Raw genomic sequence first — 24,561 nt, forward strand, 5'->3', positions numbered from 1 at the left:
GGCTACAGGCCCAACTGCTTGCGAAACGCCTGCGCCTGGCTGAAATGCCCATTGCCGATAAAGGGCACCGGCGGGCGCAAGGCCGACAAGGGCGATGGGTGGTTGCTGGTCAGCACCAGGTGGCCCCGGTCCTGCGGAATCAGCGCGCGCTTGCTTTGCGCATGGTTGCCCCAAAGCATGAAGACCACCGGTTTGTCACTCTGGGCCACCTGGCGGATGAGGGCATCGGTGAGCAGCTCCCAGCCCTTGCCACTGTGGCTGGCGGCCTGGCCCTCTTCCACCGTCAAACAGGTGTTGAGCAGCAGCACGCCATGGGTGGCCCATTTGACGAGGCTGCCACCCGGATCGGGGAAAGGCGGGAACGGCACGCCCAAATCACGCTGCATCTCCTTAAAGATGTTTTGCAGCGACGGCGGCAAGCGCACGCCCGAGGCGACGGAAAAAGCCAGGCCCTCAGCCTGGCCGCGCCCATGGTAGGGGTCTTGCCCAAGGATGACCACGCGCACGCTCTCAGGCGGGGTCAGGCGCAAGGCGCGCAGGGGCTCGGGTGGGAAGACCACCGCCCCGGCATCCAGGCGCTGCTGCAGGTACTGCGACAGCTGCTGGCCCTTGGGGCTTTCGAAGAATTGGTCGACGGTGGCTTGCCAGCCGGCAGCCACCTGGTGGTCATGAAGCGCTTCAGATGTCAGTTGCATGCCCGCATTGTGCACGCTGCGCGGGCGCCCGCCGGTCATCGGCTATCGCCCTTTGCATGCTGCTTGCGTGGGCAGTGCTGCCGGATTGAGCAGTGCCACCAGGCCGCAGGCGATCGAGCCTTGCCAATGCACATAGTCGTGGCCCGTGCTGTGCTCCAGCTGGGTCACCCGGTAGCCTTTTGCCCGCAGCACATCGCCCAGCGCGCGGCTGGTCTCCAGAATGCCCGCCTGCCCGCCCCTTGCGCTCTCATACAGACCAGCATCCAGGTAGAAATTCACGGATTTGCGAGGGGACTCTGCCCACCAGCGCGCCATGGCATTGGGTGCCTCATCGGCAGGGGCCCACCAGTACGATCCCGACAGGCTCAGCACATTGCCAAAACGCTCCGGGTGGCGCAGGGCCATATAGCTCGATGCCAGCCCGCCGTAGCTGGAGCCGGCAATCACCGTGCGCGCAGCAGGCACGTCCAGCCCTTGCGCGGCCAGCCAGGGCATCAGCTGCAGGCCCATGAAATCGGCAAATACCGGGTTGGGCGGCAGCTCGGTATTGCGCAGCTCGCTGCTGGCATTGGCCACCAGCACCACCGCCGTGTTCGGAATCAGGCCCTGCGCCTGCAGGCGCTCGACGATCTGCGGCGTGGGCACCTGGCGCAAATAGGCATGGGCATCGAACAGCACCAGCAAAGCGCGTTGGTCCTGGGCGGCCTGGGCCCAGCCGGCCGGGCGGTAGATCCAGATATCGCGGCCATTGCCCAACGCGGGCGATGGCAGCCAGTGGCGCTGCAGGTCACCCGGCAAGGGCGCGTTGGCCGGCTGCGACCAGGGCTGCGCCGGCGCATCGGGCAGTTGCAGCACCGAGCGACCCTGGTACTTATCTGCTGCAACACCCCCATCGTCAGAAGCCGCCCAGCTGCGCGGGTTCAAAGGGTCGCGCTGCAAGGTGGCCAAAATGCTGCGGCGCTGCTCCATCGCGGTGCCTTCGGTATTGGGCACATCGGGTGCCAGCCCGTAGCTGAGCCGGGCATCGCTGGGCATCACAAAGCTGCTCCACCAGACGTCCGTCTCACCCAGTCGCTGCAGCGATTCATGGTTGCCCGAGGGGCTGCCAAACAGGCGCACGCTGTGCTGCGCGCCACGCCACAAAAAAGTCACCAGCCGCTCTTTGTCGCTCCAGGGCTCCACCAGGGGTGTGCCGCTGGCGGCCATCTCGTGCCAGAAGGCGGCGGTATCGCCACCGCCTGCCAGCTGGCGTACCAAGGCTTGCAGGCGCGGGCTTTGCACCGGCTTGTTGGGCAAGGCCACCGTCTGGTCGGCGCGGGGCGCCCAGGCCCGTTGAATCTCGATGCGGTAATGGCCGGGCCTGGCCTGTGCCGGGAGCGGGGCTGCCTCTGCGCCACTGCGGCTGTAGGCGATGGCCGGCTGGGCATTCCAATGCAGCACCAATTGCTGGCCCGCCTGGGCCTGCCAGCTAAAGCCTTCCCCCACCCCATCGCTGCGCAGCAGGCGCCGCACATGGCGGCCTGCGGCATCTTGCACATCCAGCTGCACACCGCTGCCATCGACCTCACCGCGCACCACGCTGCCGGCGGGCACTTGCTGGGCATCGAGTTGCCAGCGCTGCTGCGCCCCAGCGGCGAGCAGGCCTTGCACCGTTTGCCCCACACCCAGGGACTGGACAGGCTGTGCCCGATCAGGCGCGCTAGCGCATCCGCCCAACACCATCAGCCCCAGCGCTGCACTGGCAGCGAGCCCCAGCAGACGAGGCGACAAGGGTAAAACAAAGGCGCTGGGCGCCCGAGCTGCAATGCGATCATGGATACTCATGGAAAGACAACGGCAAACAGGCCGGCGGCCCCTGCTTGGCAGGGAACGCTAGCCCAAGATCAATCGGAAGAAGCGGAAAAAATTCCCACCACCACAACTTAAGGAATGGGAATTATTCGCAATTGATACTAGCACAGCGCCGCAACCGCTGGCCGACCCACCACACCACAGGATGCGCTATGCCCTACCAACGAAACCCATGGACCCAGGCCCTGGCCACGGCCTGTTTGCTGTTCAGCCTGGCAGCAAGTGCACAAACCAGCAGCAACGCGACCACCACCACGGAGCGGGAGATTCAATCGCTGTTCAAGGCCTTGCAGCAATCGGGCTGTGAGTTCTCTCGCAATGGCCAGTGGTACAACGCCAGCCAGGCGACTGAGCATTTGCAGCGCAAGTACAGCTATCTGCAAAAAAAGGCCTTGGTGCCTACGACCGAGGACTTTATCGCGCGCGCTGCCAGCCAAAGCAGCGTCTCCAGCAAGCCCTACCTAGTGCGCTGCCCCGGCCAGCCCGAGCTGCGCAGCCAGCAATGGTTTGAGGCAGCGCTGGCCAAAACACGCGCAGCGCAGTAGCGGCCTTGCACCGCTACCGGGTTGGGGCTTAGGCGCTTAGGCGAACAGCTTGGCCAGCGCGTCACCCGGCTCATCGGCGCGCATAAAGGCCTCGCCCACCAGGAAGGCGTGGATACCGGCATCGCGCAGGGTCTTGACATCTTCAGGGCTGGCAATGCCCGACTCGGTCACCAGCAGGCGGTCGGCGGGCACCTGCTTTTGCAGATCCAAGGTGGTCTGGATGCTGACTTCAAACGTGCGCAGGTTGCGGTTGTTGATGCCAATCAGCGGCGTCTTGAGCTTCAAGCCGCGCTCCAGCTCAGCGCCGTCATGCACTTCCACCAGCACCGCCATGTCGAGGCTGCGGGCAATCTGCTCCATCTCGGCCATCTGGGCATCGTCCAGGCAGGCGGCAATCAGCAGCACGCAGTCGGCGCCCATCGCACGCGATTCATAGATCTGGTAGGGATCGATCATGAAATCCTTGCGCAGCACGGGCAGCAAGGTGCTGGCCCGGGCTTGCTTCAGAAAATCAGGCTCGCCCTGGAAAAACTGGCGGTCCGTCAGCACCGACAGGCAGGCGGCGCTGACCTTGCCATTGCCGACCATATAGCTCTGGGCGATGTCGGCCGGGTCAAAGTCGGCACGGATCACCCCTTGGCTGGGGCTGGCCTTTTTCACCTCGGCAATCACCGCCGCCTGGCCTTGGTCGATCTTGCTGCGCAGCGCGCCCACAAAGTCACGGGTCAGCACACGGCTTTCGGCATCGCGGCGCATGGCCTCGAAGGGGTAGCGCTTTTTGGCGTCGGCCACTTCAATGGCTTTGGCTTCGCAAATGGTTTTGAGAATATCGGACATATTTTTTTCCTTGTTTGGGGGGCCGCCCGCTCAGGCGGCCAGCTGGCGCGTCAGCACGACCAGGTCCTGCAGCTTTTGCAGAGCTGCACCGCTGTCAATCGCGGCGCGGGCGCGCTGCAGGCCGTCTTCAATCGAGCTGGCCACATTGGCCGCATACAGTGCCGCACCGGCGTTGAGGCAGACGATATCGCGCGCAGGGCCTTGCTCGCCTTGCAGAATGCCCATCAGCATGGCCTTGGACTGCTCGGCATTGTCCACGCGGAACGCGCGGGTGCCAACCATCTGTATACCAAAGTCTTCCGGATGGATCTCGTATTCGCGAACCACGCCGTCCTTGAGCTCGCCCACCAGGGTGCTGGCACCCAGGCTGATTTCGTCCAGGCCATCGCGGCCATAGACCACCAGCGCATGCTCAGCGCCCAGGCGCTGCAGGGCCCGCACCTGGATACCGACCAGATCTTCGTGGAACACGCCCATCAAAATATTGGGGGCACCGGCCGGATTGGTGAGCGGGCCCAGGATATTGAAGATGGTGCGCACACCCAGCTCCTTGCGGACCGGAGCCACGTTCTTCATCGCCGGATGGTGGTTGGGCGCAAACATAAAGCCGATACCCACCTGGGCAATGCTCTGGGCAATCTGCTCGGGGTTCAGCTGGATATTGACGCCCAGCGCTTCCATCACATCGGCACTGCCCGACTTGCTGGAGACACTGCGTCCACCATGCTTGCTGACCTTGCCACCTGCGGCAGCAATCACAAACACCGAGCAGGTGGAGATATTGAAGGTGTTGGCGCCATCACCGCCAGTGCCGACGATGTCGACCAGGTGCTGGCGCTCGGCCACATGGACCTTGTTGGAGAACTCGCGCATCACCTGGGCGGCGGCGCTGATCTCGCCAATCGTTTCTTTCTTGACGCGCAGGCCCGTCAGGATGGAGGCCGTCATCACCGGGGACAGCTCGCCTTGCATGATCATGCGCATCAGGTGCAGCATCTCGTCGTGGAAGATCTCGCGGTGCTCGATGGTGCGCTGCAGCGCTTCTTGGGGAGTAATCGACATGGAGGTTCTCGCTGTATCTGGGGGGTCAGGTGTCGGGGCTGAGAGGGAGCAAGCAGCCAGCTGCGATGACCATCGGCAACGGCTGCAGCGCCCTCATCAGCGCTGCTCCAGAAAGTTCTTCAGCATGGCGTGGCCATGCTCGGTGAGGATGCTCTCGGGGTGGAACTGCACACCCTGGATGGGCAGGCTCTTGTGGCGCACGCCCTGGATTTCGCCATCTTCACTGGTGGCGGTCACCTCCAGGCAATCGGGGCAGCTGCTGCGCTCGATCACCAGCGAGTGGTAGCGGTTGACGGTGAACTGCGCGGGCAATGCGGCAAACACCCCCGCTTGCGTGGTCGTGATCACGCTGGTCTTGCCATGCATTTGCTGCACCGCGCGCACCACCTTGCCGCCAAAGGCTGCGCCAATGGCCTGGTGGCCCAGGCAGACGCCCAAAATCGGCAGCTTGCCGGCAAAGTGCTGGATCGCCTCGATGGAAATACCAGCTTCGGCCGGCGAGCAGGGTCCCGGCGAGATCACCAGCCAATCGGGCTGGTGGGCGGCGATGGCCTCCAGCGAGGTTTCGTCATTGCGCACCACCACGACCTCGACCCCCAACTCGCCGAAGTACTGCACGATGTTGTAGGTAAAGCTGTCGTAGTTATCGACCATCAACAGTTTTTTCATCGTCACTCCCGGGGTGTGCCGCCCGCCTGCAGGCGGGCCAGCTCGCGGTGTTCGTAGGCGATGTAGGCCTCCATCATCGCGCGGTAGATGGCCTCGATCACATCGGGCTGGCCGCCTTCGAGCGCAGCGCGTTCGCGCACGCGGCTGACGATGGTTTCAATGCGCTCTTCATCGCGCACCAGCTCGGGGTTGTTCTTGACCTTGGCGGCCTGGGTCATGTAACCGCCGCGCTCCACCAGCAAGGGCACCAGAATGTCGTCGAGCGCGTTCACATTGCGGCGCACATCGGCCATGGTGTTGCAGTCTTGTACTTTGTCGATAGCGCGGGTCATTCCAGTCCTTCTTCAACGAGTTCTGCCGCACGCAACAGCGCGCGCGCCTTGTGTTCGGTCTCTTTCCATTCCAGCTCGGGCACCGAGTCGGCCACCACGCCGGCAGCAGCCTGCACATAAAGCATGCCGTCCTTGATCACGCCGGTGCGGATGGCAATGGCCAAGTCCATGTCGCCGGCAAAGCTCAGGTAACCACAAGCGCCGCCATAGATGCCGCGCTTGACCGGTTCGAGCTGGTCGATCACCTCCATCGCATGCACCTTGGGCGCGCCCGACAGGGTGCCAGCCGGGAAGGTGGCCTTGAGCACGTCCATGCTGGTCATGCCGTCTTTCAAAATGCCCTCGACATTGCTGACGATGTGCATCACATGGCTGTAGCGCTCCACCGCAAAGGCCTCGGTCACCTTGACCGAGCCGGTCTTGGCAATGCGGCCAATGTCGTTGCGCGCCAGGTCGATCAGCATCACATGCTCGGCGCGCTCCTTGGGATCGTTCATCAGCTCCAGCTCGGTGGCCTTGTCCAGCTCCGGCGTCGCACCCCTTGGCCGGGTGCCGGCCAGCGGGCGGATGGTGATCTTCTGCCCTTCTTCCACCTGTTCCTGGCGCACCAGAATCTCGGGGCTGGCGCCCACCACCTGGAAATCTCCAAAGTGGTAGTAATACATATAGGGGCTGGGGTTGAGCGAGCGCAGCGCGCGGTACAGCGACAGCGGGTTTTCGGTATAGCGCTTTTGGATGCGCTGGCCCACCTGCACCTGCATGAAGTCGCCAGCCGCAATCATCTCCTTGGCCTCCAGCACCGCCTTGAGGTAATCGGCCTTGGCAAAGCTGCGCTCGGAGGGGTAGCTCTCGCCTGCCTTGATTTGCGGCACGCTGACCGAGTAGCGCAGCTGCTCCTTGAGCTGGCGCACCCGCTTTTTGGCCTTGGAATAGGCCTCGGCCTCGCCCGGGTTGGCGTAGACGATCAGGTAGAGCTTGCCCGAGAGGTTGTCGATAACGGCGACCTCTTCGCACTGCAGCAGCAGGATATCGGGCGTGCCCAGGCTGTCGGGCGGGCAGCTGTTCTCCAGCTTTTTCTCGATATAGCGCACCGCGTCATAACCAAAGTAACCCGCCAGACCGCCGCAAAAGCGGGGCAAGCCGGGCGACAGCGCGACCTTGAAGCGTTTTTGGTAGTCGGCAATGAAATCCAGCGGGTTGCCCGCATGGGTTTCAACCACGACTCCATCGGTGACGACCTCGGTACGGGCATCGGCGCCAAAGCCGCTGGCGCGCAGCAGGCTGCGGGCGGGCAGGCCGATAAAGCTGTAACGGCCAAAGCGCTCGCCACCCACGACGGATTCGAGCAAAAAGCTGTGCTTGCCATCGTCATGCGTGTGGCAGAGCTTGAGGTACAGGGAGAGAGGGGTTTCCAGATCCGCAAACGCTTCTGCAACGAGAGGAATGCGGTTGTAGCCTTGGTTGGCCAGACTTTTGAATTCGAGTTCGGTGATCACGAAGAACCATCCCCAGCTTGAGCAGCGCACGCTGGATGTGTGCGTATCGTGCGCTGCAGTTCATCTTTGGTGGGCTGGTCTTGCAACCAGCCCTCGGGCGCACGCTGGGGCGTGTTACCCAGCGGCAATCAAACAGACATAGATACAGGCTTACGCCAGGGCCAAGCTCCCCGGTCGGAACGACCTGTAATGACTGCGTGGTGGATGAACATGGCGCCTAGTGTAGCAAACGAATCCACAAACCTTGCTGGAAAAACCAGAAAACCGGGGAATTCAGCCCATCAGACCCGCCCCTGCCGCCTGGCTGGCCTGCAGGCTGCCCCGCTGCAGCTGCTGGCGCAGGCAGCGCAGCGGCTGCAGCGCCGCCACCAACGCATCCAATACCTGCTGCGCCTTGGCCGAGTTATCGCCCGAGAAATTGCAGACATAGACATCGAGCGTGACATGGCCCAGCTCCGGCCAGGTGTGGATCGCCACATGCGACTCGGCCAGCAGCACCACCCCGGTCACACCCCCGGGCTGGCCGTTGTGGCTGGGAAACGGCACCCAGCTGTCATGCATGCGGGTCAGGCCCGCATCGGCCACCGCCCGGTTGCACAGCGCAGCCAGCGCCTGCGCATCGACCAGCCAGGCCGCTGGGCACTGGCAGTCATACAGGTCAGCAGTCAGGTGCAGTCCGTCCACGTCTTGCTCTCAAATACCGCGCCAAGTGGCTAGGGGCTCAGGCCTGCAGGTCGCTGAGCGCATCGACATACCCCGTAGCGGGCACCTCGCGGATGGGCTGGCCATGGTTGTAGCCATAGCTCACCAGCACCACCGGGCAGCCGGCGTTATGCGCCGCCTCAGCATCGTTGCTGCTGTCGCCCACCATCAAGGTCTGGGCGGGGTTGCTGCCCAGCGCCTCGCAGGTCTTGAGCAGCGGCAGCGGATCGGGCTTCTTGCGCTCAAAGGAGTCGCCGCCAAACACATGGTCAAAATAATCGCGCAGGCCCTTGGCCCGCAACAGTGGCTCGGCAAAGGCCAGCGGTTTGTTGGTCAGGCAGGCCATCTTCAGCCCCTTGGAGCGCCACTGCGCCAAACCTTTCTCCACCCCGTCATACACGCGCGAAAAACGGCCGTTGATGGCCAGGTAGTGGTACTGGTAGCGCTCCCAGGCCTGCGCATAGCGGTTGTCGATCTCGGTGGCCGGCGCGGGCTTGCCACCCTGCGCCAGCACATGGCTCAGCACCGCCCGCAGCAAATGCTCCGAGCCCTTGCCCACCATGGGATCGATGGTCTGCACATCAATCGCCGGCAGTTGCAGGTCCGCCAACATGCGGTTGAGCGCCTCGGCAAAGTCCCCCATGGTGTCGACCATGGTTCCGTCGAGGTCGACGATGACGGCTTCGCAGTGCTGCAGGATTTTGTTGATGTCAGTCATAAGAGATTCTTTCCAGCCCAGCCAGCGATTGTGCCGCAGATCGTCTTTCCGTTGCTTCAGCGACCACACATCGCATGCAGATGCCGCTCGTCGCGCCGGTCTACCCGCTCGTCGCCCGCCGCCCCTGGTGACAGGGCGCTTCCCTATGATCCATTCTCATGAAATATGGGCAATGGTCACTGCAGCGCCGCACCGCCGGCTTTACCGCGATCGAACTTCTGGTCGTGGTCGCCATCGTGGCCATCCTCGCTTCGCTGGCGCTCCCCAGCTTCAAGGGTTTGACCGAGCGCTGGCGTGTACGCAGTGCCATCGAAGACCTGCAATCCACCTTGTATTACGCCCGCTCGGAAGCGATTCGTCGTGCTGGCAATGTGGTGATTGTCAAAAAGGCCGACGGTAATGGCTGCACCAACGCCGGCAGTGATGCGCAATGGGGCTGCGGTTGGCTGGTATTTGTGGACACCAACCGGGACGGCTCACAAAGCGGCACATCAGAAATCACGCTCCAGCAGACCAGCGCACCGACGCGCACCGAAATGGAGATCAGCAGTGCGGGCACCACCATGAACGCCATGATCAGTGTCGACCGCTGGGGACATTTCAGCAATAACGCTGCACAGACCTTCGTCTTTCGGGCTTGGCCGCAAGGATCGAGCAGCAGCGATTCCGCAGCCTCAGCGCTTTGCGTCCAACCCGGCGGCTTGATCAAGCGTCTGAACTCAGGCGCTGCGGATTGCCCTTGACCATGCAGTTCCCATTGATACGCGGCCCACGGTCGCCCATGACGGGCCCAGATACAGAAAGAAGTCCTATGCGCAGATTGACGAGAATCTCTGCAACGCAGCGCAGCCAGCGCGGCATCAGCTTGCTGGAGTCGCTCATTGCCCTGTTGGTCGCCGCGCTGGGCATCCTGGGCATTGTGGGCGTGCAGCTGCGCACCCTGAGCGACACGCAGACCAGCGTGCGCAGAGAGCAGGCGATCCGGATGATTGAAGACCTGAGCGAACGCATGAAGGTCAACCCCAATGCCATGGCCAATATGAGCAGCTATATCAGCGGCTGGGATGACACATCAACACCCAGCAAGATTTGCAGCGATGTCGTCTGCACAGGTGCCGAACTGGCCGTCTACGATGTCTCGCAGTGGAAAGCATTTCTCAGGGAACGACTGAAGGGTGATGCCAATCTGTTTGTTGCCGCAGGCGAGGATGTCGCCGCCAACCGCCGCCAACTCGGCGTAATGATCCGCTGGCGGGAAAACGAGAGAAAAGGGGCCGACAGCGACTACCGCTCGGCCATCAATGCTGCCGCTGACAGCGGAACTGCGGTGAGCTGCGGCGAAGGCTATACCTGCCACCTGCAGTACATCCCCGTCAGTGCCCGCTGCGCACCCTACAAGGGCACCAGCACTGCCCGTTACTTCTGCCCAGGGGTCTAAGATGCACACCAAAATAACAAAGGGCCTGAACAGCGTGCCTGCAGCGAATCTGGGCCACGCCTTCCAACCAAAGTACCAACGCGGCATCACCCTGGTGGAGCTGATGGTCGGCGTCGCCATCGGTTTGATGGTGGTCGCGGTCGCAGGTGGCGCGCTGATGGTTTCGCGCAGCACCTCGGGCACCGTCAGCGATGCAAGCCAGTTGCAGCAACAGGCCGGATATGCCTTTCGTGTCATTGGACAACAACTGAGGCAGTCGGGCTCGCTCTACCTCAACCTCAATGCCACCAAGAATGCGAGCACCGACATAGACCGGTATGCGTTGCCGGTAGCTTTCGAGGCCAAGGCCACCTCATCAGATCCGGCACAGACCTTTTCCCCTGCTACTGACACCATCATTGGTACGAACACCACGCTCACCGTGGGCTACCGGCGCTACAAGGAGCCGGTTTACCCGCTCAACGACACGTCGCCTGCCACACAGTCGCTGTCTCGGGATTGCCAAGGCGGCCCGCAAGACTTGGACACAACGGACAACAACAGCTTTATGCGCATTTCCAGCGCGTTTGCACTCAACACCAACAACCTGGTCTGCACGGGAACCTCAGGTGCAACCCAGCCGGTGATTGGCAACGTCGCCAACTTCAGAATCCGTTATCTGCGCATGACCGACATCGCCAGCGGCGCGCCCAAAATCCAGTACGTCAATGCAGCTGGAGTCGGCACCAATTGGGGACAGGTCACCGGGGTTGAAGTCTGCCTCGTTCTCTATGGCACCGAGCGCATGAACCTGCCCTCCACGTCCAGCTACACCGACTGCGACGGCACCACCGTGGTCGACTACGCCAGCGCCGACGCCACCGACATGAGCGGCAGCGCCATTGGCGGCGCTCGCGCCCAACGCCTGCACATGGTGTTTCGCAGTGTCTACCAATTGCGCAGCCAGGGGCTGATCGGCAATGTGCTGTAACCCCAGAAAAGAGCCCTAACCATGCAAGGCAGATTCTCCCTTCACGGCCAGCGCCAACTGCGCCGCCAGCAACGCGGCGTAGCCCTGTTTGTCGTCATCATCTTTGTCATGCTGTCCATGCTGCTGGCGCTGTGGTCGGCACGCACCTCCCTGTTCGGAGAAATGCTGGTCAGCAATGATGCCGATTACCAGCGCGCCTTTGAAGCCGCACAAGCGTTGCAGCAGGACGCGGAGCTGGACATCCGCAACGAAAATGCCGACGGATCGGTCTGCAGCGGCACCGGTGATGTCTGCCGCCAAAGCACGGCAGACCAGATCCCTCTGGAAGCGCCATCTGTCGGTAAGCTGCTGGCTACGTTGGACAGCCAAACCTACAAATGCCGCAATGGGCTGTGCACCAAACGCCAGGGCAACCAGGATTTTTGGAACAACAGTGATGCCGATCGCGGCGTCACCTTGGCACAGATGACCAGCACGCCCACCGGCGGTGCGCCCGTCGGTGCACGCTATGGCCAATACACCGGCGCCAAGCTGGGTACTGCCAGCAAGCCTGCCAACCCCATCTTGGCAGACCGCAGTGCCGCCAACCGGGGCGGCTGGTACTGGATCGAGGTGCTGCCTTACGACGAAAGCAGCAAGAACTCGAACCTGATCGTGGCCGAAGACGGTGCCGGCAACAGCATGGTGGCCAACAACTTTTTGGCGCTCAATATGATTCCGAATGTGGTCTATCGCATCACCAGTCTTGCGCATGGCCGCAAACCCAATACCCAGGTCGTTTTGCAGCAGACCTATGCCAGGCAGAGACTCAAGGACTGAGTTCTTGGCGCTGAATCCTTAACGCTTTAACAACCAGATGCAGGCCTTGTGCCCGCGCTGGCTGAAACCAACTATTCGCACTATTGACAGGAGGCGCTGTGGCTCATAACAACACCCCCCATTTCCGCAAACACCTGCTGGCCTTGGCGGCATGCGCTGCGATGCTTCCGCAGGGCAGCTGGGCGCTGGATCTGGCCAGTGGCCCACCAGGCACCAAAGAGCCCTATGTGGCGCCCAATATCGTCATCTCGATCGATGACTCGGGCAGTATGCAGTACCGCCTGGACCGCGAAAACCAGTCGGGAGCGAGCAATACCCAGGTGCCGAATGCCGATGGTTCCTGGCCGGTGTCTGCCCGGCGTATCAATGTGCTCAAGTACGCACTCATCGGTAACGGCGGCAGCGGCGGCGTGCTGCGCGATACCGCCCTGCTGCCTGACAGCAAGGTGCGCATCTCCTGGCAGGCGATGTGGAACAACGGCAATGCTTCCGGCGCAGACAGTGTTGACAGCACATCGATGAACACCAACTCGATGCGGGTGTTGAATAACAGCCATCGCAACAACCTGATCAGCTTTGTCAACGGCCTGAGCGCCGTGAACGGCACGCCTTCGCACAAAATGTTCTCGCAGGCCGATAGCTACATGCGACGCCCACTGTCCACTAACAGCCCCTGGGCCTCCGTGCCGGGCACCACAGGATCGCCCTACCTGGGCTGCCGCCGCAGCTACCACATCATCATGACGGACGGCCGCTGGAACAGCACCGCCACCAAACCCAGCCAGACGGATAACGACACCAACCTGACCCTGCCGGATGGCACGGTATATGGCGGCACCACAGCAGCTGCCCGGGCCAAATCTGCGCTCTACCGCGATGCCTTCAACTACACGCTGGCAGATTGGGCCTTTTACAGCTGGGCGGTACCCCCCCACACTACCGGTTGGACGGGCACCATGCAGCCCACGGCGGACTACCGAAAAGCACCGGCGACTGAAACATTCACCAGCGGCTCCACAACCGCTACGCTGGACCGCTACTGGAACCCCCGTTACAACCCGGCGACCTGGCCCCACATGGTGACCTACACCATTGGCTTCAGCGCCCTGTCGTATACCTGGAAGCAAAACTACAGCGAAGCAAAATACAACATCAGCGCCTCGTCCAGCATGGTGCCGTTTGGTTATGACGGCAGCTTCCCCGCCCTGGTCAATGGCAGCAAAACGTGGCCAGACATGAACGGCGGGGGTGAAGAGGTGCGGGCGCTGGATCTGTGGCACTCGGCCATCAATGGCCGGGGGCGCTTTTATGCAGTGCAAAAGGGCGAGGATCTGGAAAAGGCCTTCCGCGAGATCTTTGGCCAGATCAACACCCAGACTGATGCCGATCTGACGTCTTCTGTGAGCAGCGGCTCTAACGCGGCGCGCTACGACGTAGCCACATTCACTGCAGGCTACCTGCCCGATTCAAGCTGGAAGGGCTATGTAGCGGCCAGAACCGTGAACAAGAATGGAACCAGCACGCCAGCATGGGAAAACAAGACCACCGCCGACTTGCTCGATGCACTAACCAGTGTGAACAATCGCCTGATCCTCGGCTGGAGCGACGAGTGGGTGACCAGAACCGGTTCAACCAGCGGCGACAAAGGTGGCGTTCAGTTCAAGTGGGCCAGTGACCAGACTTACCTGAGCACCGCACAAAAAGCCAAGATCGGCCTCGCCAGTTCCACGCCCATTGCGACCAGCGGTGAGAGCATTGTGAACTTCATCCGAGGCGATCGCACGCTCGAAGGCTCTGACACCACCGGCTACACCACCGCCAGGCCTTTGCGTGAACGCAAGAGCCGACAGGGCGACATCATCAACTCCGGGGTCTGGTACACCGGCGCGCCATCGGGCACCTACCCGCTGTTGGGCTATAGCAGCTTTGTGCAAGCCCAGAAAAATCGCACGGCCATGGTCTATGTGGGCGGCAACGACGGCATGCTGCACGGCTTCTCGGCCACCGATGGCTCAGAGAAGCTGGCGTATGTACCAAATGGCGCCTTGTCATCGATCAAAAATCTGGCCAACTCAGGCTATACCCACCAGTACTTTGTCGATGGATCGCCCATGACAGGCGATGTGGAGCTGGGAGGCGTCAAAGAGACGACCCCTGGCAACCAAGCCTATATAGCGGACTGGCGCACCTTGCTGGTGGGCACCATGGGGGCAGGCGGCAAGGGCTATTTTGTGCTGGATGTCACCAACCCGGCTGCAGGCAGCACGTCCAGCGCGCCGAGCTTTGCGGCGGCCAACGCCGGCACCTTGGTGCGCCTGGACCGCACGCGCGGCGTGGCGGACGCTCTGGATTGCACGGCGCTGACGGGCACACAGCGCACCGCCTGTATCGCTACCGCCAGTGAGAACAACGACATTGGCCACATCACCGCCAAGCCGGTGATGGACGAAACCGATTTTCTGCGCACCACGCAAATCACCCGCATGAACAACGGCCGCTGGGCCGTGGTGATGGGCAATGGCTACAACAGCACCAACCAGCGCCCGGTGTTGCTGATCCAGTACCTGGACAAGGGCCAGGAACTGGTACGCCTGCCAGTCACCAGCCAGGCCGCCGGCACCGGCTATGCCATTGACAATGGCCTGTCCGCTCCGCGCCTGATCGACCTCAATGGCGATGGACGGGTAGACATCGCCTACGCCGGCGACAACCAGGGCAACCTCTGGAAATTCGACCTGACCAGCGACGTCGCCAGCGAGTGGAATGTGGCCTTCAGCAGCACACCGCTGTTCACCGCCCGGGGGCCTTCCGCCCTCAGCTCGTCCTCGCGCACCAATGTGCAGCCGATCACCGTGGCCCCCACCGCACGCGCCAACGACCGCGTCAAGGAAGTGACCCAGACAGACGGCACCAAGAAGACCGTGCCGGTGGGCGGCATGATGGTGGCCTTTGGCACCGGCCGCAATGTGAGCCGAACCGACCCTAGCGATGTGCTGGTGCAAAGCATTTATTCCGTGCTGGACAACACGCGCTACCGCGTCCGAAAAACAGAGGACTCCAGCCAGTGGCTGGAAGTGCACCCTGGCAAGGCCTGCAGCTCTTCCGCACCGGCTGAATGCCTGGTAGTGCCTGTACCTGCCGCCTTGGGTACGGGTGTAACGGCCGCCAGCTTGGCCAAGCGTGAGATCGCCGAGCTGAACATTGCCGGTGGCGTAGGCGGCCGGGTGGACGAAGTCGATACGCTGGACAAAACCACCTGGGGCACCACCTACAACGGCTGGTACATAGACCTGCCAGCGGTAGGCGAGCGTGCGCTGAAAAACCTGGAGCTCTATGACAACACCAATATCCTGGTCGCCTACACCCAAGTTCCTGCCAAGGGCCTGGATGTGGACGTCAACCGGGAGAGCTGTGAGTCCACGTCGGTGGACACCGAGCGCCAGTACCGCACCATGCTCAACATCATGGATGGCAAAAAGCCCAGCATTCAGCTGATCAACCTGGGCAGCAACACCTCCTTCGGTGCCTCGGATAACGGCAATGCCTCGCGCGCGCAAGTCGACAAGGGATCGCACTCCCAAGTGGCGGCATCGGAGACCCAGATGCTCGATATCAGCACCTGTACGGGCGACCGCTGCATCAACAATATGGAGGCCCTGCTGCGCATGCCCGAGCAAACCCTGCGACCCACCTGGCGCCAGCTGCAGTAAGAAAGACCAGCCATGACACAAAGAAACCTGATGACGCAGCGCGGCTTTACGCTGATCGAACTGATGATTGTGGTGGCGGTGGTCGGCATCCTGACTGCCATCGCGCTGCCCAGCTACAACGAGTACATCCGTCGCGGTCACCGTGCAGACGCACGCACCGTGTTGCTGCAAACCGCCCAGTGGATGGAGCGCGCTGCCACGGCCAATGGAGACTATCCGAAGACCGATGACTTTCCAGGTAGCATGACGAGCATCCCGTCCGGTCGCTACGCCATTAGCCTCATCTCCGATGGCGCAACCTTCACCCTGACCGCCACCGCGCAAAATGCCCAGGCCAATGACAAGTGTGGCAACTACACCTTGACCAATACCGGCCTGCAAGGTGCCAATGGCAAAACCGAAGGGGCTTCTGGCTACGACAGCAGCTGCTGGAACAAATAAGTCGCACCGCCACCAAAGCACAAAAGGCTCCGGCAAGCAATTGCCGGAGCCTTTTTACCGCCCCTGTTCAGGGCAAAACCATCACCCCAGCGCCACCCGCATCTGGTCAATCACCGCCTTGTAATCGGGCTTGCCAAAAATCGCGCTGCCGGCCACAAAGGTGTCGGCACCGGCATCGGCCACGCGGCGGATATTGGTTTCCTTGATGCCACCGTCGACTTCCAGGCGGATGTCCTTGCCGCTGGCGTCGATGCGCTTACGCGTCGCTTCGATCTTGCGCAGGGTCGAGTCGATAAAGCTTTGGCCGCCAAAACCGGGGTTGACGCTCATCAGCAAAATCAGGTCGATGTCCTCGATCACCCAGTCCAGCACATCCAGCGGCATGGCCGGATTGAACACCAGGCCGGCCTTGCAGCCCTGTGCCTTGATGGCCTGGATGCTGCGGTGCACGTGGGTCGATGCATCGGGGTGGAAGCTGATATAGTCGGCGCCTGCCTGGGCAAAGGCGGCAGCGATCTCGTCCACCGGCTGCACCATCAGGTGCACATCGATGGGGGCCGGCGTGCCATCGGGCTTGATGGCATGGGGCTTCAAGGCCGCACAGACCATGGGGCCGAAGGTCAAATTGGGAACGTAGTGGTTGTCCATTACGTCAAAATGTATCCAGTCCGCACCAGCGGCAAGTACGGAGCGCACTTCTTCACCCAAACGGGCAAAGTCTGCAGACAGGATCGAGGGGGCAATTTGGTAAGGGGAGCTCATCCCGCTATTGTCGCAGTTAGTATTTCTACCTGACTTCAATCCAGTTTCACATGCCAAAGTTCCAGTTCGAGGTGTCAGTGACACCGCAGTACCTGCCTGAGCAGTCCATGCCCGAGGCCGGCGTGTTCCACTTTGTCTATAACATCATCATTCACAACAGTGGTGAGCTGCCTGCGCAGCTGATTGCCAGGCACTGGATCATCAAAGATTCCACCGGCCTGGTTCAGGAGGTCAAGGGCCTGGGCGTCGTGGGCCACCAGCCCTTACTCTCCCCGGGTGAATCGTTTGAGTACCAAAGCCAGTGCCGCCTGGCTACCGCCCAGGGCAGCATGGAAGGCAGCTATCTTTGCATCAGCGAAGAGGCAGAGACCTTTGACTGCCCGATCCCGCGCTTCAGCCTCGATGCCACCCAGTTTCCGGCCCAAGACGATGACCTGGCCCAAGGACGAGTGCTGCATTGATGTTCCGCAAGAAAAAACAAGATCCGCTGCCGCAACTGCTCGCGGCGCTCGATCCCGATGCGCCGCTGGCCGAGCGCAACCTCTGGCTCATCGATATCGCCGCCTGGATTCGCGGCCAGCAAAACTCGGTCGAGGCGGCCGTCGCCCGCGTCAGCCAACTGCTCGATGCCATTGATGGCGATGCCGCTACCCGGGAAAAAGTGCAGCGCTGGTGGTCCGTGCAGCTGCAGACCATCGACCTGACTGCGCTGCTGGCCGATTTTGGCTTTGCGCCCCGCACCGCCTTCTTCAACGAGATGGCCGAGCGCCTGCGCTGGAAACTGCTGCCCTCCACCCCCGAGACGATCGACGCCACGGTGCTGTTCTCGATGGTCTTGCACACGCCCTTCGATGCCCAGTGGCTCAAGGCCATGGACAAGCCCTTGCTCGAACGCATCGCCCAGCTGCTCTCGCCCGGCTTTGTGTCCTTGGAGGTGATGGTCGTCCCCACCCAGATCGCGCAGAGCGATGTCGATACTGGCAGCATTGTCGGCCTGGAGCACTACGGCAACCGCCTCTCGCCCTGGCAGCACCTGGTGCTCAATGCCATCACCTACTGCGCAGGCCAGATTCTGGCGGCTGGCTTTGCGCCTGAGCTGCGCCTGCGCATGAGCGGCAGCGCCAAAAACACCCAGCCCTTCTACAGCCTGATCAGCGGGGTCGAAGAGCTGCGCCGCGCCATGCTGCACCACAGCCCCAAGGCGGCCGATGTGCTGGAGGCCGAGGAAAGTGTGCGCCGCAGCCTGGATGAATGCCGCACGGCCGTGGCCTCCATCTACGAGCATTTTGAAGACAACGGCGTGTCCGTCGGGGTCGTGTTCCGGCTGCGCCAGCTGCGCATGCGCATTCTGCGCGTGCGCGAGCTGCTCGACTGCCTGCTGTCAGCCAACCCCAAGGTCATCACCGCCAAGCTGCTGGCCCACCTGGTGGCCGTTGGCCTAGAGCGCCAGAGCATCCGCGCGCTGATCTCCTCCAACTCCTCCTTGCTGGCCTCCAAGGTGGCCGAGCGCAGTGCCGAGACGGGCGAGCACTACATCACCCGCGACAAGCGCGAGTACGCGCAGATGGCGCGCAAGGCCGCAGGTGGTGGCCTGGTGATGGCCTTCACCACCTTGATCAAGTTCGCGCTGCATGCGATTGCCATCTCCGCGTTCTGGGCCGGCTTTATCGCGGGCTTCAACTACGCCATCAGCTTTATGCTGATCCAGCTGCTGCACTTCACCGTCGCCACCAAGCAACCAGCGATGACCGCGCCGGCCATGGCGGCCAAGCTCAAGGAATCGGGCGACACCGAAGCCGGAATTGCGTCCTTTGTCGACGAGGTCAGCTACCTGGTGCGCTCCCAGGTGGCTGCCGTGCTGGGCAATGTGTTCACCGTTTTCCCAATGGTGCTGCTGCTCACCTGGGGCTGGAGCCGGGCCACCGGCGCGCCCTTTATCGACCAGCATGAGGCCGAGCAGACCCTGCAGTCGCTCAGCCTCTGGGGGCCTTCGGTGTTCTATGCCGCCTTTACCGGCGTGCTGCTGTTTTCCTCCAGCATCATCGCCGGCTGGACCGAGAACTGGTTCGTGCTGCACCACATGGACTCGGCCATCCGCTACAACCCGCGCATCACCCGCTTTCTGGGCAAGGCCCGCGCCGCGCGCTGGGCGGGCTTCATGCGCCGCCATATCTCCGGCTTTGCGTCCAACATCTCGCTGGGCTTCATGCTGGGGCTGATTCCGGTGATCGCCCAGTTCTTTGGCCTGCCCATCGATATCCGCCACGTCACCTTGGCCGCAGGCCAGATCGCGGCAGCCGCCACCAGCTTGGGGTTTGAGGTGCTGCACTCCCACGGTTTCTGGCTTTGTGTGGCCGCACTGCCCTTGCTGGGTGGTTTCAATATTCTGGTCAGCTTCTACCTGGCGTTCCGCTTGGCGCTGCGTGCGCAAAACGTCAGCAATGTCGAGCGCTCACACATCTACAAAGCGCTTCTCAAGCGGGTGCTGACCCGGCCGCTGAGCTTTTTGCTGCCGCTGCGGCTGAACCGCGCTAGCGCCCCGGGAGGCCGCTGACATGGCCCAGGGCGAGTTCGCGCTGATAGCGCAGTATTTCCAACGCCCGGTGCAGCGGGCCGTGCTCGGTGTGGGCGACGACTGCGCCCTGCTCGCCCCCCGGCCCGGCATGCAGCTGGCCATCTCCAGCGATATGCTGGTGCAGGGCCGCCATTTCTTTGCCGATGTGGACCCGCGCACCCTGGGCCACAAGGCGCTGGCCGTCAACCTCAGCGACCTGGCCGCTACCGGCGCCCAGCCGCTGGCCTTTACCCTGGCCCTGGCCTTGCCCTCGGTCGATGCGGCCTGGCTGCAAGGCTTTTCTGAGGGCATGTTTGCGCTGGCCGATGCCCATGGCTGCGAGCTGGTCGGCGGCGACACCACCCAGGGCCCGTTGAACATCTGCATCACCGTGTTTGGCGAGGTGCCGGCCGGCCAGGCGCTGCTGCGCAGCGGCGCCCAACCGGGTGACGACATCTACGTCAGCGGCCACCTGGGCGATGCGCGCCTGGCGCTCGAGGCCCTGCTCGGCCAGGTGCAGCTGCCCGCCAACGCACTGGCCGCCGCACGCCAGCGGCTGGAAAGCCCCAGCCCGCGCGTCGCCCTGGGCATGGCGCTGCGCGGCATCGCCAGCAGTGCGCTCGATCTGAGCGATGGCCTGGTCGGCGACCTGGGCCATATCCTGCAAGCCAGCGCGGTCGGTGCCGAGCTGCAGGCCGACCAGGTCATCGCGCGCATGGCCGCCACGGCTGGCGCAGCGGGCGCGGCGCTCCATCTGCCCCTTGATCTGCAACTGCAATGCTGCCTGGCAGGCGGCGACGACTACGAGCTGTGCTTTACCGCTGCCGCAGACCAGCGTGGTGCCGTGCAGCAGGCCAGCCTGGCCGCGCAGACGCCGGTGCATTGCATCGGCCGCATCACGGCTGCTCCGGGTCTGCGCGTGGTCGATGCACAGGGCCAGGCCATGGCGCAGCGCTGGGCCTCGTTTGACCACTTCAGATCCTGAGCCCACAACGCCAGCCGGCACTGCACAGCAGCGGCCTGCAGGCTTATGATGGCGGGCATGAGCGACACGCCGTTTTCCACCTCCGCGCCAGCCGCCGCAGCGGCACCCCGCCGCGCCAATTGGGTCTTTATGCTGCGCAACCCCCTGCACTGGATGGCGCTGGGCTTTGGTTCGGGCTTGAGCCCCGTGGCGCCTGGCACCGTGGGCACCTTGTGGGCCTGGGTGGCCTACCTGGTCATGCAGCTGTGGCTGACGCCGGCAGCGATTGGCTGGGTGATTGCGGGCTCCATCGTCATAGGTTGGTGGGCCTGCACCAGCACCGCACGCCACCTGGGCGTGGCCGATCCCGGCGCCATTGTCTGGGATGAGGTCATCGCCTTCTGGCTCATCCTGTGGCTGGTCATGCCCACCGGGTTTTGGGGCCAGCTTCTGGCTTTTGTGCTGTTTCGCTTTTTCGATGCCGTCAAACCCCAGCCCGTGCGCTGGGCGGACCGCTGCTTCAAAGGCTTTGGCTGGGGCGGCGGCTGGGGCATCATCTGGGACGATCTGGTCGCCGCTTTCTGCACCTTGCTTGTCATCGCCATAGGGAGACATTTGCTATGAATGCCACCGCCGCCTTGCTGACCAGAGATGGGCTGCCCATCTCCGAATATGTGGCCCAACTGGCCCAGCAGCTCAGCCAAAAAGGCTGGCTAATGGCCACCGCCGAAAGCTGCACCGGCGGCCTGATTGCCGGGGCCTGTACCGAGCGGCCCGGCTCCAGCCAGTGGCTGGACTGCGGCTTTGTCACCTACTCCAACCGCGCCAAGTCCGCCATGCTCGATGTGCCCGCTGCGCTGATCGCCTCCCATGGCGCCGTCAGCGAGCCCGTCGCCCGCGCCATGGCCCAGGGCGCCATTGCCCAGTCACAGGCCCAGGTCAGTGTGGCGGTGACCGGCGTTGCCGGGCCCGATGGTGGCAGCGCCAGCAAGCCCGTCGGCACCGTCTGGTTTGCCTGGCAAGTGGCGGGTAGCCTGCACAGCGAAGTGATGCGGTTTGACGGCGACCGCCATGCAGTACGCCAGGCCACCGTGCAGCATGCGCTGCGCCGCCTGCTGGCGTTGGTGCAAGCGGCCCAGGCCGAGTAAGCCCAGTCCGACAGCGAGATTTAGCCTTCGCCGATGGAGGCCCGGCCCCAGACGCGCGACACTGCATACATGGCGATCCGGTTTGCAGCTGTATTTCCTGGCTGACTGCCGATATGACCAACGAGGAGAATTCAGATGAAAAGACTTGCAATCACCACCGCATCCATCGTGCTGGCCTTGAGCGGCCTGACTGCCTGCTCCAGCAACCCCACCAATGCCCAGATTGGCACCGGCGTAGGTGCCGTGGCCGGCGGCGTGTTGGGCGACGCCGTGTTTGGCTCTACGCTGGGCACCATTGGTGGCGCCGCTGCCGGTGCCTACTTCGGTAACCAGGTGGGCGACAACATGGATGGCAACCGCCGCCGTCGCTAAGCGCTGAAGCTGGGGGCCATATCGGCCCCCGCGTTCTTCCCTCTTACTGGCTTGCTGCCATCAGCAGCACCAGCACCAACAACACCGCCAGCGCGGTGAACATGATTTTTACCCAGCTATAGGGTTGCTCACCGGCTATCTGGCCGGTGTAGCCATTGGCCAGCACCTGGTAGCTTTTGCGCCCATAGGTGTAGCCCACCAGCCAGACGGGCACCAGCACATGCTTGAAGCTGCGGCCCTGGTACTGGCGCTGCACCTGCAGGTTGCGGTAGGTGTCGCCAGGTATTTGCTGCGCGCACAGCGCCTGCACCTGCTGGTCCATGTCGCCTTCGTTGATACCCGCCGCCTTACCCAAGTCCACCTGGTAGCGCTCCACCGTCCAGCCGCGCACAAACTCCGGTGAGTAAGGCTTTAAATCGCTGCGTGTGGGGAAAGGCTCCACCTTGCGCAGCAGGCTGGCATGCACGCCCACCGTGCCCGGCACCAGCTCGTCATCAAAAAAATGCTGCAGGCTGCCCGATGCAGGCTCCCAGCGCACCTGCCGTACCTGGCGCGTGCTGATGTTGCCATTGGCATCGCGGTATTGCTCGGTGGTGTAGTAGTAAAAGCCGGCGTCTGCCCGCCACTGGGCTTGCACGTGGGCATCAAAGGTCCAGTACGGCAGGTAGATGCCTTTGAGGGTATCGGTCAGCGCCGCGTTCTTGAGCTTGTTGGGCGCAAACCAGCGGCTGCCATACCACTTGCGGATCAGGTCGCGCACCTGCCCGTCGCTGATCTTGAACGGCAGCAGGCTTTGGGGCGTGATCGCGTCGTTGCGTTCCTCATGCGCCTGGATAGCCGGTGAGCCGCAGAAATCGCAGCGCGAAGCCACGCGACCATCGACAAACACCGAAATCGCCCGGCAGTTCTGGCACTGGTACTCGCGCCGGGCATCGCCCCAGCCGCGTCCGCTGTGGGGGTTGGCCAGCGCCTGCGCCAGGTCCTGCTCGACGATATCGCCTGCCAATTGCGCCTGCTGGGCATCGGTCCAGGGCACCGCCGTGCCGCAATACGGGCACCTCAGCGACTGCGCTTTGGCATTCCACTCCAGGTTGCCGCCGCATTCCGGGCAGACATGCTTGGCCACCATCGAGGTCGGTGGCGGCACAAAGGGATCGGGGGTGGGGGTGGGTGAATTCACGGTCAAACTCAGCTGGAGCGCAGAGCAAGCTGCGCTACGTGCGATCAATACAGGGCCGATACGCAAAGCGTTCACCAGCCGAAGCTGGTGAACCGGGGGCTTGCGGTGTTTATCCGCGCAGGAATTCGTTCAAAGATTCCTGCGAGATACGCCAGGCGCTGCCAATCTTGCGGCCCTTGAGCGCGCCCGATTCCAGCTCGGTCACGACGTCCTGCACCGTCACGCCCAGCGCCTGCGCGGCCTGCTCAGGCGTCAGCACCTGCACACCGCCGCCCGCAGCCGGGGCCTGCGCGTTTTGGGCCGCTTGCGCTGCCGCTGGCGAGAAGGGATCGGCTGCCGCAGCACCGGATGGCTGCTGCATGCCTTTCATCATCTCCTGCGCCATGCCAAAGCCCATGGCCATGGTGGCGGGGATGGTGGCCGCAGCCGCGCCTTCGCCGCCATTGGCCATGGCCTGGCCCATCTGGTACTTCACATAGTCGTTGAGGTTGCCGATGGCGCTCATCGACGAGCGCTTGTCGATGGCCTGCTCCACCTCGGGCGGCACCGACACGTTCTCCAGCAGGAAGCTGGTGATCTCCAAGCCGTACTTGTCGGTGACGGCGGGGTTGATCAGCTGCAGCAGCGCATCGCCCATCTCGGTGTAGCGCTGGGCCACATCCAGCACGGGCACCTGGGCCTTGGCCAGCGCTTCGCTGAAGATGCTGACAATGCGCGAGCGCATGGTGTCGGCAAACTCGTCGAGGCGGAAATTCTGGTCCGTGCCCGCCACTTCCTTGAGGAACTTGGCGGGCTCGACGATGCGGAAGTCGTAGGTGCCGAAGGCGCGCAGGCGCACCACGCCAAAATCCTTGTCGCGCATCATCACCGGGTTGGAGGTGCCCCATTTGTTGCCGGTAAACAGGCGCGTGTTGACGTAGTAGACATCGCACTTGAAGGGCGAGTTGAAACCGTATTTCCAGCCGCGCAAGGTCGACAGAATCGGAATGTTCTGCGTCGTCAGTTGGTGGCGGCCGGGGCCGAACAGGTCGGCAAACTGGCCTTCGGAGACAAACTGCACCTGCTGCGATTCGCGCACGATCAGCTGGGCGCCGTTCTTGATTTCCTTGTCTTCATCCGGCCAGCGGTACGACAAGGTGTCGCGCGAGTCATCGGTCCACTCGATGATCTCGATCAGTTGCTTGGTGATGATGTTCATGAGGTTCATGGATGATCCTTGCTCGGTGAAAAGGAGATAACCGGTCCATTTTAGAGCGGGTTTGCAATTCCTATGGACGCTATTGAAGCGCCGCATTG

At 62.8% G+C, this 24,561-nt stretch carries 25 protein-coding genes; 13 read left to right on the forward strand and 12 right to left on the reverse strand.

Features of this window, described 5'->3' with window-relative positions; genetic code table 11:
• Positions 1–2: 2 nt before the first annotated feature.
• Complete coding sequence (locus tag M2375_RS15090; RefSeq protein WP_259168640.1) at positions 3–695, reverse strand: uracil-DNA glycosylase; 693 nt, start codon at positions 693–695, stop codon at positions 3–5.
• 42 nt (positions 696–737) lie between these two features.
• Positions 738–2,519: an enterochelin esterase domain-containing protein gene (locus M2375_RS15095; protein ID WP_259168642.1), complete on the reverse strand. Its 1,782-nt coding sequence runs from the start codon at positions 2,517–2,519 to the stop codon at positions 738–740.
• Positions 2,520–2,698: 179 nt separating this feature from the next.
• On the opposite strand from M2375_RS15095, the gene M2375_RS15100 reads away from it, so the two are divergent.
• The gene (locus tag M2375_RS15100; RefSeq protein WP_259168645.1) at positions 2,699–3,091 is read left to right on the forward strand and encodes a DUF5329 domain-containing protein; all 393 of its coding nucleotides are present in this window, start codon (positions 2,699–2,701) and stop codon (positions 3,089–3,091) included.
• A 36-nt stretch (positions 3,092–3,127) separates the two neighbouring features.
• On the opposite strand, the gene trpC is transcribed toward M2375_RS15100, so the two are convergent.
• The 7 genes from trpC to gph all read right to left on the reverse strand — a co-directional run bounded on the left by trpC (position 3,128) and on the right by gph (position 8,907).
• Entirely contained in the window at positions 3,128–3,928 is an 801-nt protein-coding gene (gene trpC, locus M2375_RS15105; RefSeq protein WP_259168647.1) for an indole-3-glycerol phosphate synthase TrpC, read from the reverse strand.
• Between the two features lie 30 nt (positions 3,929–3,958).
• The gene (gene trpD / locus M2375_RS15110; RefSeq protein ID WP_259168648.1) at positions 3,959–4,990 is read right to left on the reverse strand and encodes an anthranilate phosphoribosyltransferase; all 1,032 of its coding nucleotides are present in this window, start codon (positions 4,988–4,990) and stop codon (positions 3,959–3,961) included.
• Positions 4,991–5,086: 96 nt separating this feature from the next.
• Complete coding sequence (locus M2375_RS15115) at positions 5,087–5,659, reverse strand: aminodeoxychorismate/anthranilate synthase component II (RefSeq protein WP_259168650.1); 573 nt, start codon at positions 5,657–5,659, stop codon at positions 5,087–5,089.
• Between the two features lie 2 nt (positions 5,660–5,661).
• Positions 5,662–5,991: a chorismate mutase gene (locus M2375_RS15120; RefSeq protein WP_259168653.1), complete on the reverse strand. Its 330-nt coding sequence runs from the start codon at positions 5,989–5,991 to the stop codon at positions 5,662–5,664.
• Entirely contained in the window at positions 5,988–7,487 is a 1,500-nt protein-coding gene (gene trpE / locus M2375_RS15125) for an anthranilate synthase component I (RefSeq protein WP_259168654.1), read from the reverse strand. The genes M2375_RS15120 and trpE overlap by 4 nt, the downstream gene beginning before the upstream one ends.
• 273 nt (positions 7,488–7,760) lie before the next feature.
• Positions 7,761–8,171: an adenosylmethionine decarboxylase gene (gene speD, locus M2375_RS15130; RefSeq protein ID WP_259168655.1), complete on the reverse strand. Its 411-nt coding sequence runs from the start codon at positions 8,169–8,171 to the stop codon at positions 7,761–7,763.
• 37 nt (positions 8,172–8,208) lie between these two features.
• Positions 8,209–8,907, reverse strand: a complete 699-nt coding sequence (gene gph / locus M2375_RS15135; protein WP_259168656.1) for a phosphoglycolate phosphatase — start codon at positions 8,905–8,907, stop codon at positions 8,209–8,211.
• Positions 8,908–9,065: 158 nt separating this feature from the next.
• On the opposite strand from gph, the gene M2375_RS15140 reads away from it, so the two are divergent.
• The 6 genes from M2375_RS15140 to M2375_RS15165 all read left to right on the forward strand — a co-directional run bounded on the left by M2375_RS15140 (position 9,066) and on the right by M2375_RS15165 (position 16,285).
• Positions 9,066–9,650 carry a GspH/FimT family pseudopilin gene (locus tag M2375_RS15140; RefSeq protein ID WP_259168657.1) on the forward strand — a complete coding sequence of 195 codons (585 nt, stop codon included), beginning with the start codon at positions 9,066–9,068 and terminating at the stop codon, positions 9,648–9,650.
• 68 nt (positions 9,651–9,718) lie between these two features.
• Positions 9,719–10,345: a type IV pilus modification protein PilV gene (gene pilV, locus M2375_RS15145; RefSeq protein ID WP_259168658.1), complete on the forward strand. Its 627-nt coding sequence runs from the start codon at positions 9,719–9,721 to the stop codon at positions 10,343–10,345.
• Position 10,346: 1 nt separating this feature from the next.
• Complete coding sequence (locus M2375_RS15150) at positions 10,347–11,315, forward strand: PilW family protein (RefSeq protein WP_259168659.1); 969 nt, start codon at positions 10,347–10,349, stop codon at positions 11,313–11,315.
• A gap of 21 nt (positions 11,316–11,336) precedes the next feature.
• The gene (locus tag M2375_RS15155) at positions 11,337–12,134 is read left to right on the forward strand and encodes a pilus assembly protein (protein WP_259168660.1); all 798 of its coding nucleotides are present in this window, start codon (positions 11,337–11,339) and stop codon (positions 12,132–12,134) included.
• A gap of 98 nt (positions 12,135–12,232) precedes the next feature.
• Positions 12,233–15,844: a PilC/PilY family type IV pilus protein gene (locus M2375_RS15160; protein ID WP_310473181.1), complete on the forward strand. Its 3,612-nt coding sequence runs from the start codon at positions 12,233–12,235 to the stop codon at positions 15,842–15,844.
• Between the two features lie 12 nt (positions 15,845–15,856).
• Entirely contained in the window at positions 15,857–16,285 is a 429-nt protein-coding gene (locus tag M2375_RS15165; RefSeq protein WP_310473182.1) for a type IV pilin protein, read from the forward strand.
• A gap of 81 nt (positions 16,286–16,366) precedes the next feature.
• On the opposite strand, the gene rpe is transcribed toward M2375_RS15165, so the two are convergent.
• A complete protein-coding gene (gene rpe / locus M2375_RS15170; protein ID WP_259168661.1) occupies positions 16,367–17,047 on the reverse strand; it encodes a ribulose-phosphate 3-epimerase in 681 nt (226 codons plus the stop codon).
• A 50-nt stretch (positions 17,048–17,097) separates the two neighbouring features.
• Here rpe and apaG point away from each other — a divergent pair, with 50 nt between their 5' ends.
• From apaG to M2375_RS15200, 6 genes are all read left to right on the forward strand, one after another.
• Positions 17,098–17,508: a Co2+/Mg2+ efflux protein ApaG gene (gene apaG / locus M2375_RS15175; RefSeq protein WP_259168662.1), complete on the forward strand. Its 411-nt coding sequence runs from the start codon at positions 17,098–17,100 to the stop codon at positions 17,506–17,508.
• The gene (locus M2375_RS15180; RefSeq protein ID WP_259168663.1) at positions 17,508–19,601 is read left to right on the forward strand and encodes a site-specific recombinase; all 2,094 of its coding nucleotides are present in this window, start codon (positions 17,508–17,510) and stop codon (positions 19,599–19,601) included. Before apaG ends, M2375_RS15180 begins: the two co-directional genes overlap by 1 nt.
• A 1-nt stretch (position 19,602) precedes the next feature.
• Positions 19,603–20,586: a thiamine-phosphate kinase gene (thiL, locus tag M2375_RS15185; RefSeq protein ID WP_259168664.1), complete on the forward strand. Its 984-nt coding sequence runs from the start codon at positions 19,603–19,605 to the stop codon at positions 20,584–20,586.
• Between the two features lie 57 nt (positions 20,587–20,643).
• Entirely contained in the window at positions 20,644–21,189 is a 546-nt protein-coding gene (locus M2375_RS15190) for a phosphatidylglycerophosphatase A (protein WP_404979329.1), read from the forward strand.
• Entirely contained in the window at positions 21,186–21,713 is a 528-nt protein-coding gene (locus M2375_RS15195; RefSeq protein ID WP_259168665.1) for a CinA family protein, read from the forward strand. Before M2375_RS15190 ends, M2375_RS15195 begins: the two co-directional genes overlap by 4 nt.
• Positions 21,714–21,848: 135 nt before the next feature.
• Positions 21,849–22,085, forward strand: a complete 237-nt coding sequence (locus tag M2375_RS15200) for a glycine zipper domain-containing protein (RefSeq protein ID WP_027010612.1) — start codon at positions 21,849–21,851, stop codon at positions 22,083–22,085.
• Between the two features lie 43 nt (positions 22,086–22,128).
• On the opposite strand, the gene M2375_RS15205 is transcribed toward M2375_RS15200, so the two are convergent.
• Both M2375_RS15205 and M2375_RS15210 read right to left on the reverse strand, forming a co-directional pair.
• Positions 22,129–23,214, reverse strand: a complete 1,086-nt coding sequence (locus tag M2375_RS15205; RefSeq protein ID WP_404979334.1) for a zinc ribbon domain-containing protein — start codon at positions 23,212–23,214, stop codon at positions 22,129–22,131.
• A gap of 160 nt (positions 23,215–23,374) precedes the next feature.
• Positions 23,375–24,472, reverse strand: coding sequence for an SPFH and helix-turn-helix domain-containing protein (locus M2375_RS15210; protein ID WP_259168668.1), 1,098 nt, complete (start codon positions 24,470–24,472; stop codon positions 23,375–23,377).
• Between the last annotated feature and the right edge of the window lie 89 nt (positions 24,473–24,561).

Origin of the sequence: Comamonas sp. BIGb0152 (assembly GCF_024809975.1) — a bacterium.
In the GTDB taxonomy this organism is placed as follows: domain Bacteria; phylum Pseudomonadota; class Gammaproteobacteria; order Burkholderiales; family Burkholderiaceae_C; genus Comamonas.